Genomic DNA, 16,151 nt, shown 5'->3' with positions numbered 1-16,151 from the left:
GTCAGATTCGCAGCCCACGTGAGGGGCGAAGTATGGGAAAATTCCCGGCTTCGTCACACCTACCGCACGTAAGGCCCGGCATGACCGATCTCTCCGCACACACCCCGATGATGCAGCAGTACTGGAAGCTGAAGAACCAGCACCCGGATCAGTTGATGTTCTATCGCATGGGTGACTTCTACGAGATTTTCTACGAAGACGCGAAGAAGGCAGCCAAGCTGCTCGATATCACCCTGACCGCACGCGGCCAGTCGGCCGGCCAATCGATCCCCATGTGCGGCATTCCTTTCCATTCGCTCGAAGGCTACCTGGCCAAGCTGGTCAAGCTCGGCGAATCGGTGGTGATCTGCGAACAGATCGGCGACCCGGCCACCAGCAAGGGGCCGGTCGAGCGTCAGGTAGTGCGCATCATCACTCCCGGCACCATCAGCGATGAAGCCTTGCTCGATGAGCACCGCGACAACCTGCTGGCCGCCGTGCTTGGCGATGAACGCCTGTTCGGCCTGGCTGTGCTGGACATCACCAGCGGTCGCTTCAGCGTGCAGGAGATCAAGGGCTGGGAAAACCTGCTGGCCGAACTGGAACGACTGAGCCCCGCCGAGCTGCTGATCCCCGACGACTGGCCGCAGGGCCTGCCAGCCGAGAAGCGCAAAGGCTCGCGCCGTCGCGCGCCTTGGGATTTCGACCGCGACAGCGCGTTCAAGAGCCTGTGCCAGCAATTCAGCACCCAGGATCTGAAAGGCTTCGGCTGCGAGAACCTGACCCTGGCCATTGGCGCCGCCGGCTGCTTGCTGGCCTACGCCAAGGAAACCCAGCGCACCGCCCTGCCCCACCTGCGCAGCCTGCGTCACGAGCGCCTGGACGACACGGTGATCCTCGACGGTGCCAGTCGCCGCAACCTGGAGCTGGACATCAACCTCGCAGGTGGTCGCGACAATACCCTGCAATCGGTGATGGATCGTTGCCAGACTGCCATGGCCAGCCGCTTGCTGGGCCGTTGGCTGAATCGCCCGCTGCGTGATCGTGCCGTACTGGAGGCACGCCAGGACGCAATTGCGCGCCTGCTCGATGGCTACCGTTTCGAAACGCTGCAGCCACAGCTCAAGGAAATCGGCGATCTGGAACGCATCCTCGCTCGTATCGGTCTGCGCAACGCCCGCCCACGCGATCTGGCCCGTCTGCGCGACGCACTGGCGGCACTGCCCGAACTGCAGCAGGCGATGACCACGCTGGACACCCCGCATCTGCAGCAGCTGGCTTTGAGCATTGCTACCTACCCGGAACTGGCCGACCTGCTGGCCCGCGCCATCATCGACAATCCGCCAGCGGTGATCCGCGACGGCGGCGTGCTGAAGACAGGTTACGACGCCGAGCTGGACGAACTGCAGGCGATGAGCGAGAACGCCGGCCAGTTCCTCATGGATCTGGAAACACGTGAGAAAGCCCGCACCGGCCTGGCCAACCTCAAGGTCGGCTACAACCGCGTGCACGGCTACTTCATCGAGCTGCCGACCAAGCAGGCCGAATCGGCCCCGGCGGACTACATCCGCCGACAGACGCTCAAAGGCGCCGAGCGCTTCATCACCCCTGAGCTGAAAGAGTTCGAGGACAAGGCGCTGTCGGCCAAGAGCCGAGCCCTGGCCCGCGAAAAGATGCTCTATGACGAGTTGCTGGAGCGCCTGATCGGTCACCTGGCACCACTGCAGGACAGCGCCGCAGCCCTGGCCGAACTGGACGTACTGAGCAACCTGGCCGAGCGCGCGCTGAACCTCGACCTGAACCGCCCACGCTTCGTCGACGAGCCGTGCATGCGCATCGACCAGGGACGTCACCCGGTAGTCGAGCAGGTATTGACCACGCCATTCGTGGCCAACGATCTGGATCTCGATGACAGCCGACGCATGCTGATCATCACCGGCCCGAACATGGGTGGTAAATCGACTTACATGCGCCAGACCGCACTGATCGTGCTACTGGCCCATATCGGCAGCTTCGTACCGGCAGCAGCCTGCGAGCTGTCACTGGTCGACCGTATCTTCACCCGCATCGGCTCGAGCGACGATCTCGCCGGCGGCCGTTCGACCTTCATGGTGGAGATGAGCGAAACCGCCAACATCCTGCACAACGCCAGCGAACGCAGCCTGGTGCTGATGGACGAGGTCGGTCGCGGCACCAGCACCTTCGACGGTCTGTCACTGGCCTGGTCGGCCGCCGAACACCTGGCGCGCCTGCGTGCCTTCACCCTGTTCGCCACCCATTACTTCGAGCTGACCGTACTGCCGGAAAGCGAGCCCGTGGTCGCCAACGTGCACCTTTCGGCCACCGAGCACAACGAACGCATCGTCTTTCTCCACCACGTTCAACCAGGGCCGGCGAGCCAGAGCTACGGCCTGGCCGTGGCACAACTGGCCGGCGTTCCCGGCACGGTAATCAGCCGCGCCCGCGAACACCTGGCGCGCCTGGAAACCACCAGCCTGCCGCATGATCTGCCACGCCAGGCGCCCGGAAACAACTCGACGCCGATGCAGAGCGACCTGTTCGCCAGCGTGCCGCACCCGCTGCTGGAAGAATTGGGCAAGATCAATCCGGATGATCTGACACCGCGTAAAGCGCTCGAACTGTTATATAGCTGGAAAACACGCATCTAACGCTGCCGCGCGCAAACTGCTAGAATCGCGCGCAATTTTACGACCGCCCCGGTTTACAGCCTGAGCCGCGGCCACTTACAAAGCGCCTGGCAGCCCTTCGCAGAAAGGGCCCAGGCCGCCGCCCGAGGAGAGAATCAGACATGACCTTCGTCGTCACCGACAACTGCATCAAGTGCAAATACACCGACTGCGTGGAAGTCTGCCCGGTGGATTGCTTTTACGAAGGCCCGAACTTTCTGGTCATCCATCCGGACGAGTGCATCGACTGCGCCCTGTGCGAGCCAGAATGCCCGGCCCAGGCAATCTTCTCCGAAGACGAAGTGCCCGACGGCATGCAGGAGTTCATCGAGCTGAACGCCGAACTGGCAGAAGTCTGGCCAAACATCACCGAAAGGAAAGATGCCCTGCCGGACGCCGAAGAGTGGGATGGCGTGAAGGACAAGCTGCAACACCTGGAGCGCTGAGTTCGCCCAGAAACACGAAGACCCGCCATGTGCGGGTCTTTTACTTTCCATGGAGCAAGATCGCCGCACAGGTCAGCGAGGCTGATCATCCTGAATTGCAGGCAAAAAAAGGGGCGGCTTGCGCCGCCCACTTTTATTCCCTAGTCCCTTTGTTTCCCAACCCATCGTCCTGATGAATCGCCTCTTGCGATGTTCCTGATCATCGTCCTGATAATCTGTGCTTGTCCCTGAGCACGTGGGTGATAGTAGCCTCTACAACTGCTAGTACAACCGGACTGAATGCCCACGAATACGCTAAAGCATCCCCATCAATAAAATTAAAATCATTTAAAAACAAATAGTTAAGTAAATACCAACTGAACAATCAAAAAATACCGTCGCCTGAACAGCACAAACACTCACAGCAGTTGTAAGCGATGACTTACGTGGCCGCACAGAAAAAACCCGGCCGAAGCCGGGTTCATGATCAGAGCCGCCTGCTACTGAAAGAGCGCATCACTGGAGAGACCATTCTTCTCGAGAATCTCACGCAGACGCTTGAGTGCTTCGACCTGAATCTGCCGCACCCGCTCACGCGTCAAGCCAATCTCCTGGCCCACTTCTTCCAAGGTGCAGCTCTCATGACCGCGCAAACCAAAGCGGCGCACGACGACTTCGCGCTGCTTGTCGGTCAGATCCGACAACCACTGATCGATGCTCTGTGACAGGTCGTCATCCTGCAACAACTCACAGGGGTCGGTCGGCCGGTCATCGGTCAGCGTATCGAGCAACGTCTTGTCCGAGTCCGGACCGAGAGAGACATCCACCGAGGACACTCGCTCATTGAGACCGAGCATGCGCTTGACCTCGCCTACCGGTTTTTCCAGCAGGTTGGCAATCTCTTCCGCAGAAGGCTCATGATCGAGCTTCTGGGTCAGTTCGCGAGCTGCACGCAGGTATACGTTCAACTCTTTGACCACATGAATTGGCAGACGAATGGTGCGCGTCTGGTTCATGATGGCGCGTTCGATGGTCTGGCGAATCCACCAGGTTGCATAAGTCGAAAACCGGAACCCCCGCTCCGGATCGAATTTTTCCACGGCGCGAATCAAGCCCAGGTTGCCCTCCTCGATCAGATCGAGCAGAGAAAGACCGCGATTGACGTAGCGCCGAGCAATCTTCACCACCAGGCGCAGGTTGCTTTCGATCATGCGCTTGCGCCCGGCAGGGTCACCCTTCTGCGCCAGACGCGCGAAGTGCACTTCCTCTTCGGGAGTAAGCAGGGGAGAAAAGCCGATTTCGTTGAGGTACAGCTGAGTGGCGTCTAGCGCCCGGGTGTAGTCGATGTACTTGTGTTGCTTGGAGGGGGTGGCGTGCTTGGCCTTGGTACGCGCGACGGGCGTTTCCACCTCATCACTCTGATCCTCGCCCAAAACGATGCCTGGCTCCATGAGGAGCAGCTCATCGTCGACGTCAAACTCCGGCGCTTCTTTTTTGATGAGAGCCATTGTTGTTGTCCCTAGCTGAGTTCGACAACAGACTCTGGCGGAACCATCCTGGCCATACCTGAGCCCGTCCCTCCTACGGCTGGACGAACTGGCGGCGGATCAACGACGTGGCAGGTATTGCAGTGGATCGACAGGTTTTCCTTGGCGGCGAATCTCGAAATGCAATTTCACTCGATCCGCACCTGTAGACCCCATTTCAGCAATGGTTTGCCCGGCCTTGACCTGCTGCCCCTCCCGTACCAACAGCCTGCGGTTATGTCCGTAGGCACTTACGTAGGTGTCGCTGTGCTTGATGATGATCAATTCGCCGTAGCCCCGCAAACCACTCCCGGCGTACACCACTGACCCATCAGACGCAGCTAAAACAGGCTGTCCTAATTCCCCGGCGATATCAATGCCTTTATTCAAACTACCGTTTGAGGAAAATCGACTGATTACCGTGCCCTGTGCAGGCCAGCCCCAACCGCTGGAGGAACGTACCACCGGAGTGACCGGCGTCGTCGCTGGCGTCGTGGCCACGGGGGGCCTGGCAGGCTGGGTGGATGGCTGTGCAGCCGGGCCTGAGCTCACCGGAGGACGGCTCGGTACCGGCTGAGTGATAACAGGAGTGGTCACGCGCGGCGAGGTTACCGCAACCGGCTGAGAAGAGGTCGTACGGTTATTGTCGAAGCGAATGGTCTGCCCGACACGAATCAGGTAAGGCTCACGCAGGCCATTATGGGCAGCCAGGGCCTTCCAATCCCACCCGAAGCGAAAGGCAATCGAATACAGGGTATCGCCGCGCTGCACCACGTACTGGCCACTGCGCACCGGCTGGCGCTGCATCACCGGAGCATTGCCCCGGTTCTGCCCACGGTCGACCACCTGCACCCCACCAGGCGGTGAACTGGCACAACCGACCAGCAGCATGCCCAGCGCCAACAGCAGCACAGGCGCTACAGCATGCAGATGGTTCGATGCCTGCCTAGCCGTACGAATCACCCAACGCTCCTTTTCAGTTCCATGGCCATTTCAGGATACCGGCTGTTCGACCAGCGTGGCGTGTCTACGTGCCATCCATTCCAGCAACAAAACCAGCCCTATAGCGCTGACGGCCAGGAAAATGGCCAGCCCCAGCTGGTGTGCCTCCCCCGTGATCTCGAAGAAACGATGAGGCAGCAGGTTCTCCTGCAGCAGCGGGTAGGACTCGCCGTGGCGGTTGGTCTGCCAGGTCAGCGTCTGCTTCCAGGGCCAGACCTTGACCAGCGAGCCCAGCATCAATCCGGCCAGAAATGCCATGGTCAGATCACGCAGTCTGGCCAACAACCAGGTCAGCAGACGGGAGAAGGCCAACAACCCCAACAGGCAGCCGGCACTGAAGACCGCCAACACTGGGAGGTCGAAATTCTTCACCGCTCCCAATACCACCGGATACAGGCCCAGCAATACCAGAATGAAACTGCCGGAAATGCCAGGCAGCAGCATCGCACTGATGGCAATGGCACCGGCGATGAACAAAATCAGTGGGTCGGCAGCCAGTTGCAGCGGCGCCGCCAGGGTAATGAACAGTGCCAGCACCAGACCAAGAACGGCAGCGACTAGGCGATCAGCACTCCAGACAGCGACCTCGCGGCCAACCAGATAGACCGAAACCACCACCAGACCAAAAAAGAACGACCAGAGCAGAACCGGATGCGCCACCATCAGGTGGCTGATGACCTTGGCCAGAGTAAAGATGCTGGTCAGGATGCCAAGCACCAGCACCAGCAGGAACGTCGCGTCGCAACGCTGCCAGGACTCGACGATACGACCGCGCAAGAACAGCAGCAGCGCATTGGGAATCGCTGAAAAGGCCGCGAGAAGTCGGTGGTAGATACCAGTGATCAGCGCGACCGTGCCCCCCGAAAAGCCCGGCACCACATCCACGGCGCCCATGGCCAGACCTTTGCAGTACAACATCAGGTTATGTTTCATCGTCCCTGGTAAAACCTCACAACAATGGACCATTGAGCAGCGGCACGAAGCGCACCGCATCGAGCACATGGCGAGAGAAGCCATTCTCTTCGCGCACGATCAGCAATAACTGCTGTACATCGCCAGTACCGACTGGAATCACCATACGACCGCCCGGTGCCAGTTGATCGAGCAGCGCCTGCGGCACGTCAGCCGCCGCCGCCGTGACGATGATGCCGTTGTACGGCCCGAGCGCATTCCAGCCCTCCCAGCCGTCGCCCCAGCGGAAGACCACATTGCGCAACTTGAGTTCGGCCAGGCGCTCCTTGGCGCGCTCCTGCAGCACCTGAATGCGCTCCACCGAGAACACCCGCTCCACCAGTTGGGCCAGCACGGCGGTCTGGTAACCGGAGCCGGTACCGATCTCCAGCACCTTGTCGAGCGGGCCGGCGGCCAGCAACAACTCGGTCATACGCCCAACCATGTAGGGCTGCGAGATGGTCTGGTTGTGCCCGATGGGCAGTGCGGTGTCTTCGTATGCGCGGTGCGCCAGCGCCTCGTCGACGAACAGATGCCGCGGCGTACGCCGTATCACTTCGAGAACCCGGGCATTCGACAGGCCTTCTTCATAAAGGCGCTGAATCAAACGCTCGCGGGTGCGTTGCGAGGTCATACCAATCCCGTGGCGTTGTAGATCGTCCTGTCCGCGCATCAGAAGATGCCCTCCAACCAGCCATCCATAGTTTCGAGGGCTTCATTGAACGTGCGATCTAGCCGTAACGGCGTGATCGATACATACCCCTGCATCACGGCATGGAAATCAGTGCCCTGGCTGCCGTCCTCGACATCGCCAGCTGCTGCAATCCAGTACCCCTCCTTACCACGCGGGTTGACCACCTTGACCGGCGCCGCAGCGCGGGCGCGATGCCCCAAACGGGTCAGTTGCACACCACGGATGTGCTCCAACGGCAGGTTCGGCACGTTGACGTTGAGCACGGTGCGCGGCGGCAACTCGAGACGCTCGTGCGCCTCGACCAACTTGCGGGCGAAATAAGCCGCAGTAGGCAGGTTGTCGGGAAGACGCGACAGCAGCGAAAAGGCGAAAGCGGGTTTGGCCAGGAAACGCCCCTCCAGCGCCGCGGCGACGGTGCCGGAATAGAGCACGTCATCGCCTAGGTTGGCGCCCAGGTTGATGCCAGACACGACCATATCCGGCACCTGCTCGAGCAGACCGTTGAGCCCCAGGTGCACGCAATCGGTCGGCGTGCCATTGAGACTGATATAGGCGTTGGCCAAAGTCACCGGGTGCAGCGGACGATCCAGGGTCAGCGCGCTGCTGGCGCCACTCCTGTCTTCGGCGGGAGCGATCACCACACACTCGGCATAGTCAGCCAGCGCCTGGTGCAACGCGGCGATCCCGGGGGCATTCACCCCGTCGTCGTTGGAAATCAGAATTCGCATGGAGTATCCGTCTGCCCTGCTGGCACCAGATCGACGAGTTCGCGCACCACAACGGTGGCGAAACACCCGGCCGGCAGGACGAATGCAAGTTGCAGAATATCGGGTTCCGGATAATGCCACGTAAGGCTCTGGATGGGGAGGCGCAGAATGCGCCGTTCGTGCGCCATGCCCGCCTTGGACAGCCAATTGGCCAGATTCTGCTCGGAGCCAGCCGTCTCCTGCTCGAGGTTCTGCACGTCACCGCCAGTTGGTGAATCCCCATCGCCCCACAGCGGGCCGGTGGGATGCAGATCGAGAATGGCCAGGCGCGGGTCAACGCACTCGGCCTCACCCGCCATGAAGAAGCTGCGGCTGGCGGTGAAAGCCAGCAGATCACCGACCTGCGCCTGGTTCCAGAGGCCATCCGCAACACGTTTGGCCAACACCCGGTTGAACAGGTAGCTACGCGCCGAGGAAAGCAGGCGCGAGCGCAGGTTGCGTTGCACCGGCAGCTCTTGCCGAGAGGCAAAATCGCGCGCCTGCTCGACATTGCCACCGTCAAAACCGAAGCGTTGCAGACCGAAGTAGTTCGGCACGCCCTGCTCGTCAACGCGCTGCAGACGCTGCTCCAGCGCCTCACGATCCGCCTCCAGGGCAGTCAGGCGCAGGGTGAAACCATTGGCCGCATGGGCGCCGCGTTGCAACTTGCGGTTGTGCCGCTGACTGCTGAGGACGGCCAGGTCATCGCCCTGCGCGGCCGACAGATCGGGATCGGCCTTGCCCGGCAGGTGCAGGCTGAACCACTGCCGGGTCAGCGCCTGACGATCCTTGAGCCCGGCGTAGCTGACAGCCTTGAGCGGTAAGCCGGCAGCGCGGGCGATACGCCGGGCGGCCTCCTCGGTATTCAGACCGCGCTTTTCCACCCACAACCAGAGGTGCTCGCCCTGACCGCTGAGCGGGATATCCAGCACTTCGTCGACCTGGAAATCCTCGGCCGTGGCCTTGAGCACGGCGCGCCCACAGGCTTCGCCATGGGCACGCGGCCCAAGCAGTTGCAGCTCGTTCATGCCTTGACCAGCAGGGCCACGGCGTGCACCGCGATACCTTCCTCGCGCCCGGTGAAGCCGAGCTTTTCGGTGGTGGTGGCCTTGACGTTGACTTGATCCAGCTCGATGCCCAGATCCTCGGCGATACGCTCGCGCATGCTCTGGATATGCGGCGCCATCTTCGGCGCCTGAGCGATGATGGTGGCATCGACATTACCCACCATGTAGCCCTTGGCGCGTACCAGCCCCATGACATGACGCAGCAGCACACGGCTGTCCGCGCCCTTGAAGGTCGGATCGGTATCGGGGAAGTGCTTGCCGATATCGCCCAGCGCCACCGCGCCAAGCAAGGCATCGCTCAGGGCATGCAGCAGTACGTCACCATCGGAATGGGCAACGAGACCGAATTTATGGGGAATCTGCACGCCACCGAGGGTGATGAAATCGCCTTCGCCGAAGCGGTGTACGTCATAACCATGACCGATACGCATGAAGCAGCATCCTGAAAAAACCTCGATTCTACCCCAAAGCACCCCGACAGAGACGGCTCGACCCGCCATCCGCTCGCGATGAACAGACGGGAGTTCACCACTGCCAGAGAACCTTCTCACCGTATTCAGCGGGATCTAGAGCTCGGCTGCGAGCCTGCTGCTCTTGATCCGCCTTCGAGCCTTTACATAGAATAATAATTCTTCTCAATTAAACGGTCTGCTGAATGTCCAGTCCCACTCCCGAACTCCGGGAACAGCTCAGCAGCATCTATCGAGAACATCATCGGTGGCTACTTGGCTGGCTACGCCCACGCGTTGATTGCCGAGAATTGGCTGCAGATCTCGTGCAAGACGTTTTCGTCCGCATACTGACGGCAGACAACGCCGTCGAACGCCTTGACACCATCAGAGAACCCAAAGGTTATTTAGCGACCATCGCCAGGCGCCTGTTAATCGATCACTTCCGCCGCGCCCGCCTGGAACGCGCCTGGTTACAGGCACTGGCCGAACAGCCGCAAGCCGAGATGATCAGCGAAGAGTCACGCGCTATTCTTTTGGAAACCCTCTGCGAACTGGACGCCATGCTGGCTGGACTAGGCCCCAAGGTGCGTAAAGCCTTCCTTTTGTCGCAGATCGACGGACTACCCTACAAGGTCATCGCCCAGCAGTTGGACATTTCTCTGGCGACAGTCAACCGCTACATCGCCAAGGCAATGCAACACTGCATCCTGTATGCCCTGCAGGCGGATCTATCGTGAGTGTCATCGACCCCCACCAGCGCGCAGCACTACAACAGGCCACTGAGTGGTACACCCTGCTGCAATGCGAAACGGCAGTAACTGCTGACCAGCATGCCTGGCAGCAGTGGCTGCAGGAGGCACCAGTCAATCAATGGGCCTGGCAACAGATCGAACGCTTTCAACAACGATTGCAATGTGTACCCAGCGCTCTTGCCAGCCGCACGCTTGATCTGGCGGGGCAGGCGCCGTCGATCACCCGGCGCGGCATGCTCAAGGGTTTCGCCCTTCTCGCCGGCAGCAGCGCTCTCGGCTGGAGCGGTTACCAGCAAAGGCACACCAGCCCCTGGCTAGCCGACTACCGCAGCGCCGTAGGTGAACGCCTGCCGGTGAAGTTGGCCGATGGCGGGCAACTGCTGCTCAACACTGACAGCGCTCTGGACGTGCAATACGACCCACGGCAGCGACTGGTGCGTCTGCGCCAGGGCGAAGTGATGATCAGCACCGCCCAGGATGTCGCGCAGCGTCCCTTCTACGTGCAGACCCCACAAGGCCTGATTCAGGCGCTGGGCACCCGTTTCTCGGTACGCCTGGAGGACGGGCGCAGTGAGGTCGCGGTCTATGAACATCAGGTGCGCATAACCCCCGCACAGGGCCTGGCAAGTCTGCTGAGCGCTGGCCAGCAAAGCAGTTTCAGTAATCTGACCATGCTGCCAGGGCAGCCACTGGACAATAGCCAGGGAGCCTGGAGCAATGGCCTGCTGATCGCCAACGACCAACGCCTGGACAACTTTCTGGCCGAACTCGGCCGCTATCGACATGGCTGGTTGCATTGTGACCCGGCCATCGCTCACCTGCGCATCAGTGGCACATTCGCCCTCAATGATACCGATCAGGCCCTGCGCGCTCTGGTCAGTACCCTTCCAGTGAAAGTCGAGCGGCGTACACGCTACTGGCTAACCCTCACAGGTCGCTGATCAATCTGTCGGTTATCCCTCGACTCAACACCCGCCGCCATCGAGCCTATCCGTGGCCCGTGGTAGAGCGAAGCGAGAACCACGAACCTTCTTCAGGATCGTGCCGAGGTCACTTCCTGACAACACGTGGCTCAGACTCAGCCTACAAAGCCACGCCATAGCAGTATGCAAGCGAACCACACCTCCGCCACGACAAGCACCGGTTGCTGCCGTCATTGCCGGTCAATCGCCAACCTCGTTTTCGGTGGCAAAAAATATTTTCATGAAGATGATATTTATTCTCCTTCTCGTTCGACTCATGGGCAACGGGACTGATAGCCCGCCTGCCAACAGATGAGTGCACACTGACATGAAAACACCCTTTCCGGCCCGCCCGCTGTCGGCCGGCATCCGTCGCGCCCTGCTCTGCTCGGTCTTGCTCGTGCCGATGGGCATGACTGGCATCGCTATTGCCGAGACCTCACCGCTGCGCGAATACCAGATTGGCCAAGGCGATCTCGGCCAGGCTCTGACTCGCTTCGCCGCAGAGGCAGGTGTCGTATTGTCATTTGATCCTGAACTGACTCGCGGTCTCAGCACCAAGGGTTTGCAAGGCCACCATGGGATCAACGATGGCCTGCGACAGCTACTCGAAGGAAGCGGATTACATGTCGTGCAACAGAGCGATGAGCGCTACTCAATCATCGCCAACACAACAGACTCCAGCGCACTCGAACTGGAGTCTGTTGTGGTCGTCAGCAACCAACTAGGAACCATCACCGAAGGCACTGGCTCATACACGCCAGGCACTATCGCCACAGCCACGCGCCTGGTACTGACGCCGAGACAAACGCCGCAATCGATATCCGTGGTAACGCGACAGGTGATGGACGACTTCGGACTGAGCGCCATCGATGACGTGATGCGCCATACTCCCGGCATCACCGTCTCGACTTACGATACCGAACGTACCAACTACTACTCGCGCGGCTTCTCCATCATCAACTTCCAGTACGATGGAATTCCAACACTGCGCGATGCTCAGTATTCGGCGGGGCAGACCCTCACCGACATGGCCATTTACGACCGCGTAGAGATACTCAAGGGTGCGACCGGCCTCCTTACTGGCGCCGGCGGGCCTGGCGGCACCATCAACCTGATTCGCAAAAAACCGACCCACGACTTCAAGAGCAGCATCGAACTAGGTGCCGGCTCATGGGACAACTACCGCTCACAACTCGACGTCAGCGGCCCACTGAGCGAAACCGGTAACGTGCGCGGGCGCGCCGTTGCCGCCTATCAAGACAAACATTCTTTCCTCGACCATTACTCGCGCAAGACGAGTGTTTTCTACGGCATTCTTGAGTTCGATCTTGATGAAGACACCCTGCTGAGCGTAGGTGCCGACTACCAGAACAGTGATCCGCAGGGTTCAAGCTGGACTGGCACCCGCACCATCTTCGATGCAACAGGCAACAAACTGAATCTTCCGCGCTCATTCAACAACGGTCCGAAATGGGGCTCATGGGAACAATACAGCCGAACCGCATTCGCCACTCTGGAGCACACGTTCGATAACGGCTGGATCGCCAAAGGCCAGTACAACCACCAGATCAACGGCTATGACGCACCGCTGGGCTACATCTCGCAGGACTCCGCCACCGCCAGCTCCATCTATGCGCGCAAATACGTCGGCGACACCACCAGTGACAGCCTCGATGTCTACGCTTCTGGCCCCTTTGAACTGCTCGGTCGTGAACACGAACTGGTGATTGGCCAATCTCTGTCCATCTCCAAATGGAAAGCCAAGGACTACAACGCCACCACTTATTTCGATAACGACTACGACTTCTACAATTGGCATGGCCAAGCCATCGAACCGCTATGGACAGCGACCAAGATCAACGACGAGACCACACGCCAGAACGGAACCTATATAGCGGGTCGCTTCAGTCTGATGGATGAACTGCACCTGCTAGTCGGATCCCGCATCGCCAACTATCAGGTCACGGGCACCAGCGACACCCAAGAAAGCGGTAAGGTCGTACCCTATGCCGGCCTGACCTATGACCTCAATGATCACTTCACGGCCTACACCAGCTACACCGAGATTTTCCAACCACAAACCCAGTACCGAGACCGAACCCGCGCAATGCTTGAGCCCAACGAAGGCAAGAACTACGAGCTTGGCCTCAAGGGTGAGTTCTTCGGCGGCCGCCTCAATACCAGCATCGCCTACTTCGAAGTGCATGAGGAAAATCGCCCAGTAGCCGACACTCTCTGGAACTCACAGCCAGGCGTTGACTACTCCTATGTCGGCACCAAGACCAAGACCAAAGGCTACGAAGCAGAAATTTCTGGCGAACTCACTCCAGGCTGGCAACTGCAAGCAGGCTATACCCACAAGATCGCCCGGAATGATGACAAGCAAAAAGTCGCCACCTGGGAGCCACAAGATCAGCTCAGTTTCTATACCACCTACAAGTTCAAAGGCGACCTTGACAGGCTCACCCTCGGGGGCGGTGCACGCTGGCAGAGTGCAGGCTGGCAGACCGTCAACAACTGGGGCTACCCCGGTGGAGGACGGCATGAGAAGTTCACGCAGGATCCCTACTGGTTGGTGGATCTGATGGCGCGCTATCAGCTCACGGACAACCTGTCGGCAACCGTCAATATCAACAACCTGTTCGACAAGAACTACTACACCAATATCGGCTTCTACGACTCTGCCTATCCTGGCGACCCGCGCAACTTCATGCTCACCACACGCCGGGACTTCTGAAACCAAAAGAGAGGGCGCCATTGGCGCCCTCTCTTTAATGAGTGTGTCGAATGCTGCAGCCAGGCTTGCGTCCCAGCCGTTCAACGCTAGCGATGCAGCGCTGCCGCGTGGTGGCGCAGGTGATCATCGATGAAACTGGCGATGAAGTAGTAGCTGTGGTCATAGCCTGGCTGCATACGCAGCGTCAGCGGATGACCGGCAGCCTTGGCAGCCGCCTGCAATGCCTGTGGCTTGAGCTGCCCGTCAAGGAAATCATCACGATCCCCCTGGTCGACCAGAATCGGCAACTTTTCGCTGGCCTCGGCAATCAGCACGCTGGCATCCCACTCACGCCAGCGCGAGCGCTCCTCGCCCAGGTACAGCGAGAAGGCCTTCTCACCCCAGGGGCAGTTCATCGGATTGCTGATCGGCGAGAACGCCGACACCGACTGGTAACGACCCGGATTCTTCAGCGCGCAGATCAGCGCACCGTGGCCGCCCATGGAATGGCCGGCGATACCGCGCTTGGCCGATACCGGGAAATTGGCCTCGATCAACGCCGGCAGCTCCTGCACCACGTAGTCGTACATGCGGTAGTGACGGGCGAAGGGCTCCTGAGTGGCATTGAGGTAGAAACCAGCGCCGAGACCGAAGTCATAGGCGCCATTGGCGTCGTCGGCCACGCCCTCACCACGCGGGCTGGTGTCAGGCGCGACGATGATCAGCCCGAGTTCGGCGGCCAGGCGCTGGGCGCCGGCCTTCTGCATGAAGTTCTCGTCGGTGCAGGTCAGGCCACTCAGCCAGTACAGCACCGGCAGCTTGGCGCCCTGCTCGGCCTGCGGCGGCAGGTAGACGGCGAACACCATATCGCAGTTGAGACTGCTGGAGCGGTGGCGATAGCGCTTGTGCCAGCCACCGAAGCTCTTGTTGCTGGAAACGATTTCGAGGGTCATGACCACTCCGTAGGGTGCGCCGTGCGCACCAGGGATTAGCGGTGCGCATGGCGCACCCTACGAAAGAACCCGCACGGCCATCAGCCGTGCGGTGTTTCATCAGTAATGGATAACGGTGCGGATGCTCTTGCCTTCGTGCATCAGGTGGAAGGCTTCGTTGATCTCGTCCAGGCCCATGGTGTGGGTGATGAAGGTATCCAGCGGGATTTCGCCGCTCTGCGACTTCTCCACGTAGCTCGGCAGCTCGGTGCGGCCTTTCACGCCACCAAAAGCCGACCCACGCCAGACGCGACCGGTCACCAGTTGGAACGGACGGGTGCTGATCTCCTGGCCAGCGCCGGCCACGCCGATGATCACACTCTCGCCCCAGCCCTTGTGGGCGCATTCCAGCGCCGCACGCATCAGTTGCACATTGCCGACGCACTCGAAGCTGTAGTCCACACCGCCGTCGGTCATCTCGACGATCACGTCCTGGATCGGCTTATCATGGTCTTTCGGGTTGACGAAGTCGGTCGCTCCCAGCTCGCGGGCTACATCGAACTTGGCCGGGTTGATATCGATGGCGATGATGCGCGAGGCCTTGGCCATCTTGGCACCAATGATCGCGGCCAGACCGATGCCACCCAAACCGAAGATGGCCACGGTAGCGCCCTCCTCCACCTTGGCGGTGTTGAGCACGGCGCCGATACCGGTGGTCACGCCGCAGCCGAGCAGGCAGACCTTCTCCAACGGTGCCTCTTTCGGGATCTTGGCCAGGGAGATTTCCGGCAGCACGGTGTACTCGGAGAAGGTCGAGCAGCCCATATAGTGATAGATCGGCTGACCGTTGTAGCTGAAGCGCGTGGTGCCGTCCGGCATCAGGCCCTTGCCCTGGGTAGCACGCACCTTCTGGCACAGGTTGGTCTTGCCGGAGAGGCAGAATTTGCACTCGCGGCATTCGGCGGTGTACAGCGGGATCACATGGTCGCCGACCTGCAGGGAGGTGACGCCCTCGCCCACGGCCTCGACGATACCGCCACCTTCATGGCCGAGAATCGACGGGAACACGCCCTCGGAATCGGCACCAGACAGGGTGTAGGCGTCGGTGTGGCACACGCCGGTGGCGACGATGCGTACCAGAACTTCACCGGCCTTGGGCGGCTCGACGTCCACTTCGACGATTTTCAGGGGCTCGTTCGGGGCGAAGGCAACGGCGGCACGGGACTTGATCATGACAGCTCTCCAAGGGAGTCGTGG

The 16,151-nt window shown here is 60.4% G+C and carries 14 protein-coding genes; 5 read left to right on the top strand and 9 right to left on the bottom strand.

Translation table 11 applies throughout. The annotated features are described in order from the left end of the window. Positions 1–80: 80 nt before the first annotated feature. Both mutS and fdxA read left to right on the top strand, forming a co-directional pair. Positions 81–2,648, top strand: a complete 2,568-nt coding sequence (gene mutS, locus C7A17_RS19595) for a DNA mismatch repair protein MutS (protein ID WP_106739593.1) — start codon at positions 81–83, stop codon at positions 2,646–2,648. A gap of 140 nt (positions 2,649–2,788) precedes the next feature. Beyond that, entirely contained in the window at positions 2,789–3,112 is a 324-nt protein-coding gene (fdxA, locus tag C7A17_RS19590; protein WP_106739592.1) for a ferredoxin FdxA, read from the top strand. Positions 3,113–3,591: 479 nt separating this feature from the next. On the opposite strand, the gene rpoS is transcribed toward fdxA, so the two are convergent. The 7 genes from rpoS to ispF form a co-directional block, all read right to left on the bottom strand. After that, a complete protein-coding gene (rpoS, locus tag C7A17_RS19585) occupies positions 3,592–4,599 on the bottom strand; it encodes an RNA polymerase sigma factor RpoS (RefSeq protein WP_106739591.1) in 1,008 nt (335 codons plus the stop codon). Between the two features lie 99 nt (positions 4,600–4,698). Then, positions 4,699–5,508 (bottom strand): peptidoglycan DD-metalloendopeptidase family protein, encoded by an 810-nt coding sequence (locus C7A17_RS19580; protein WP_106743049.1) that lies wholly within the window; start codon positions 5,506–5,508, stop codon positions 4,699–4,701. 102 nt (positions 5,509–5,610) lie between these two features. Further along, a complete protein-coding gene (locus tag C7A17_RS19575) occupies positions 5,611–6,552 on the bottom strand; it encodes a DUF368 domain-containing protein (RefSeq protein WP_106739590.1) in 942 nt (313 codons plus the stop codon). Positions 6,553–6,568: 16 nt separating this feature from the next. Continuing rightward, complete coding sequence (locus C7A17_RS19570; RefSeq protein WP_106739589.1) at positions 6,569–7,243, bottom strand: protein-L-isoaspartate(D-aspartate) O-methyltransferase; 675 nt, start codon at positions 7,241–7,243, stop codon at positions 6,569–6,571. Then, a complete protein-coding gene (gene surE, locus C7A17_RS19565; protein WP_106739588.1) occupies positions 7,243–7,992 on the bottom strand; it encodes a 5'/3'-nucleotidase SurE in 750 nt (249 codons plus the stop codon). The genes C7A17_RS19570 and surE overlap by 1 nt, the downstream gene beginning before the upstream one ends. Next, a complete protein-coding gene (gene truD / locus C7A17_RS19560; protein WP_106739587.1) occupies positions 7,980–9,038 on the bottom strand; it encodes a tRNA pseudouridine(13) synthase TruD in 1,059 nt (352 codons plus the stop codon). Before truD ends, surE begins: the two co-directional genes overlap by 13 nt. Further along, positions 9,035–9,508, bottom strand: a complete 474-nt coding sequence (gene ispF, locus C7A17_RS19555; RefSeq protein ID WP_106739586.1) for a 2-C-methyl-D-erythritol 2,4-cyclodiphosphate synthase — start codon at positions 9,506–9,508, stop codon at positions 9,035–9,037. The genes truD and ispF overlap by 4 nt, the downstream gene beginning before the upstream one ends. 224 nt (positions 9,509–9,732) lie before the next feature. Between ispF and C7A17_RS19550 the strand changes: the two genes are divergently transcribed. The 3 genes from C7A17_RS19550 to C7A17_RS19540 all read left to right on the top strand — a co-directional run bounded on the left by C7A17_RS19550 (position 9,733) and on the right by C7A17_RS19540 (position 13,983). After that, positions 9,733–10,266: a sigma-70 family RNA polymerase sigma factor gene (locus tag C7A17_RS19550; protein WP_106739585.1), complete on the top strand. Its 534-nt coding sequence runs from the start codon at positions 9,733–9,735 to the stop codon at positions 10,264–10,266. After that, positions 10,263–11,222 carry a FecR domain-containing protein gene (locus C7A17_RS19545; protein ID WP_106739584.1) on the top strand — a complete coding sequence of 320 codons (960 nt, stop codon included), beginning with the start codon at positions 10,263–10,265 and terminating at the stop codon, positions 11,220–11,222. Before C7A17_RS19550 ends, C7A17_RS19545 begins: the two co-directional genes overlap by 4 nt. A 349-nt stretch (positions 11,223–11,571) precedes the next feature. Next, on the top strand, positions 11,572–13,983 hold the full coding sequence (locus C7A17_RS19540; protein WP_106739583.1) for a TonB-dependent siderophore receptor: 2,412 nt from the start codon (positions 11,572–11,574) through the stop codon (positions 13,981–13,983). Positions 13,984–14,069: 86 nt separating this feature from the next. Here C7A17_RS19540 and fghA read toward each other — a convergent pair whose 3' ends face one another. After that, positions 14,070–14,915 carry an S-formylglutathione hydrolase gene (gene fghA / locus C7A17_RS19535; protein WP_106739582.1) on the bottom strand — a complete coding sequence of 282 codons (846 nt, stop codon included), beginning with the start codon at positions 14,913–14,915 and terminating at the stop codon, positions 14,070–14,072. 99 nt (positions 14,916–15,014) lie between these two features. Beyond that, complete coding sequence (locus tag C7A17_RS19530; RefSeq protein ID WP_106739581.1) at positions 15,015–16,127, bottom strand: S-(hydroxymethyl)glutathione dehydrogenase/class III alcohol dehydrogenase; 1,113 nt, start codon at positions 16,125–16,127, stop codon at positions 15,015–15,017. Positions 16,128–16,151 lie beyond the last annotated feature (24 nt).

Origin of the sequence: Pseudomonas mendocina, assembly GCF_003008615.1 — a bacterium.
Taxonomy (GTDB): Bacteria; Pseudomonadota; Gammaproteobacteria; order Pseudomonadales; family Pseudomonadaceae; genus Aquipseudomonas; species Aquipseudomonas mendocina_C.
This window is presented reverse-complemented; position numbering and strand designations above follow the sequence as displayed.

Coding starts and splice junctions, on each gene's coding strand:
- mutS (WP_106739593.1), top strand. CDS start 81: ATGACCGATCTCTCCGCACACACCCCGATGATGCAGCAGTACTGGAAG.
- fdxA (WP_106739592.1), top strand. CDS start 2,789: ATGACCTTCGTCGTCACCGACAACTGCATCAAGTGCAAATACACCGAC.
- rpoS (WP_106739591.1), bottom strand. CDS start 4,599: ATGGCTCTCATCAAAAAAGAAGCGCCGGAGTTTGACGTCGACGATGAG.
- C7A17_RS19580 (WP_106743049.1), bottom strand. CDS start 5,508: ATGCTGCTGGTCGGTTGTGCCAGTTCACCGCCTGGTGGGGTGCAGGTG.
- C7A17_RS19575 (WP_106739590.1), bottom strand. CDS start 6,552: ATGAAACATAACCTGATGTTGTACTGCAAAGGTCTGGCCATGGGCGCC.
- C7A17_RS19570 (WP_106739589.1), bottom strand. CDS start 7,243: ATGCGCGGACAGGACGATCTACAACGCCACGGGATTGGTATGACCTCG.
- surE (WP_106739588.1), bottom strand. CDS start 7,992: ATGCGAATTCTGATTTCCAACGACGACGGGGTGAATGCCCCCGGGATC.
- truD (WP_106739587.1), bottom strand. CDS start 9,038: ATGAACGAGCTGCAACTGCTTGGGCCGCGTGCCCATGGCGAAGCCTGT.
- ispF (WP_106739586.1), bottom strand. CDS start 9,508: ATGCGTATCGGTCATGGTTATGACGTACACCGCTTCGGCGAAGGCGAT.
- C7A17_RS19550 (WP_106739585.1), top strand. CDS start 9,733: ATGTCCAGTCCCACTCCCGAACTCCGGGAACAGCTCAGCAGCATCTAT.
- C7A17_RS19540 (WP_106739583.1), top strand. CDS start 11,572: ATGAAAACACCCTTTCCGGCCCGCCCGCTGTCGGCCGGCATCCGTCGC.
- fghA (WP_106739582.1), bottom strand. CDS start 14,915: ATGACCCTCGAAATCGTTTCCAGCAACAAGAGCTTCGGTGGCTGGCAC.
- C7A17_RS19530 (WP_106739581.1), bottom strand. CDS start 16,127: ATGATCAAGTCCCGTGCCGCCGTTGCCTTCGCCCCGAACGAGCCCCTG.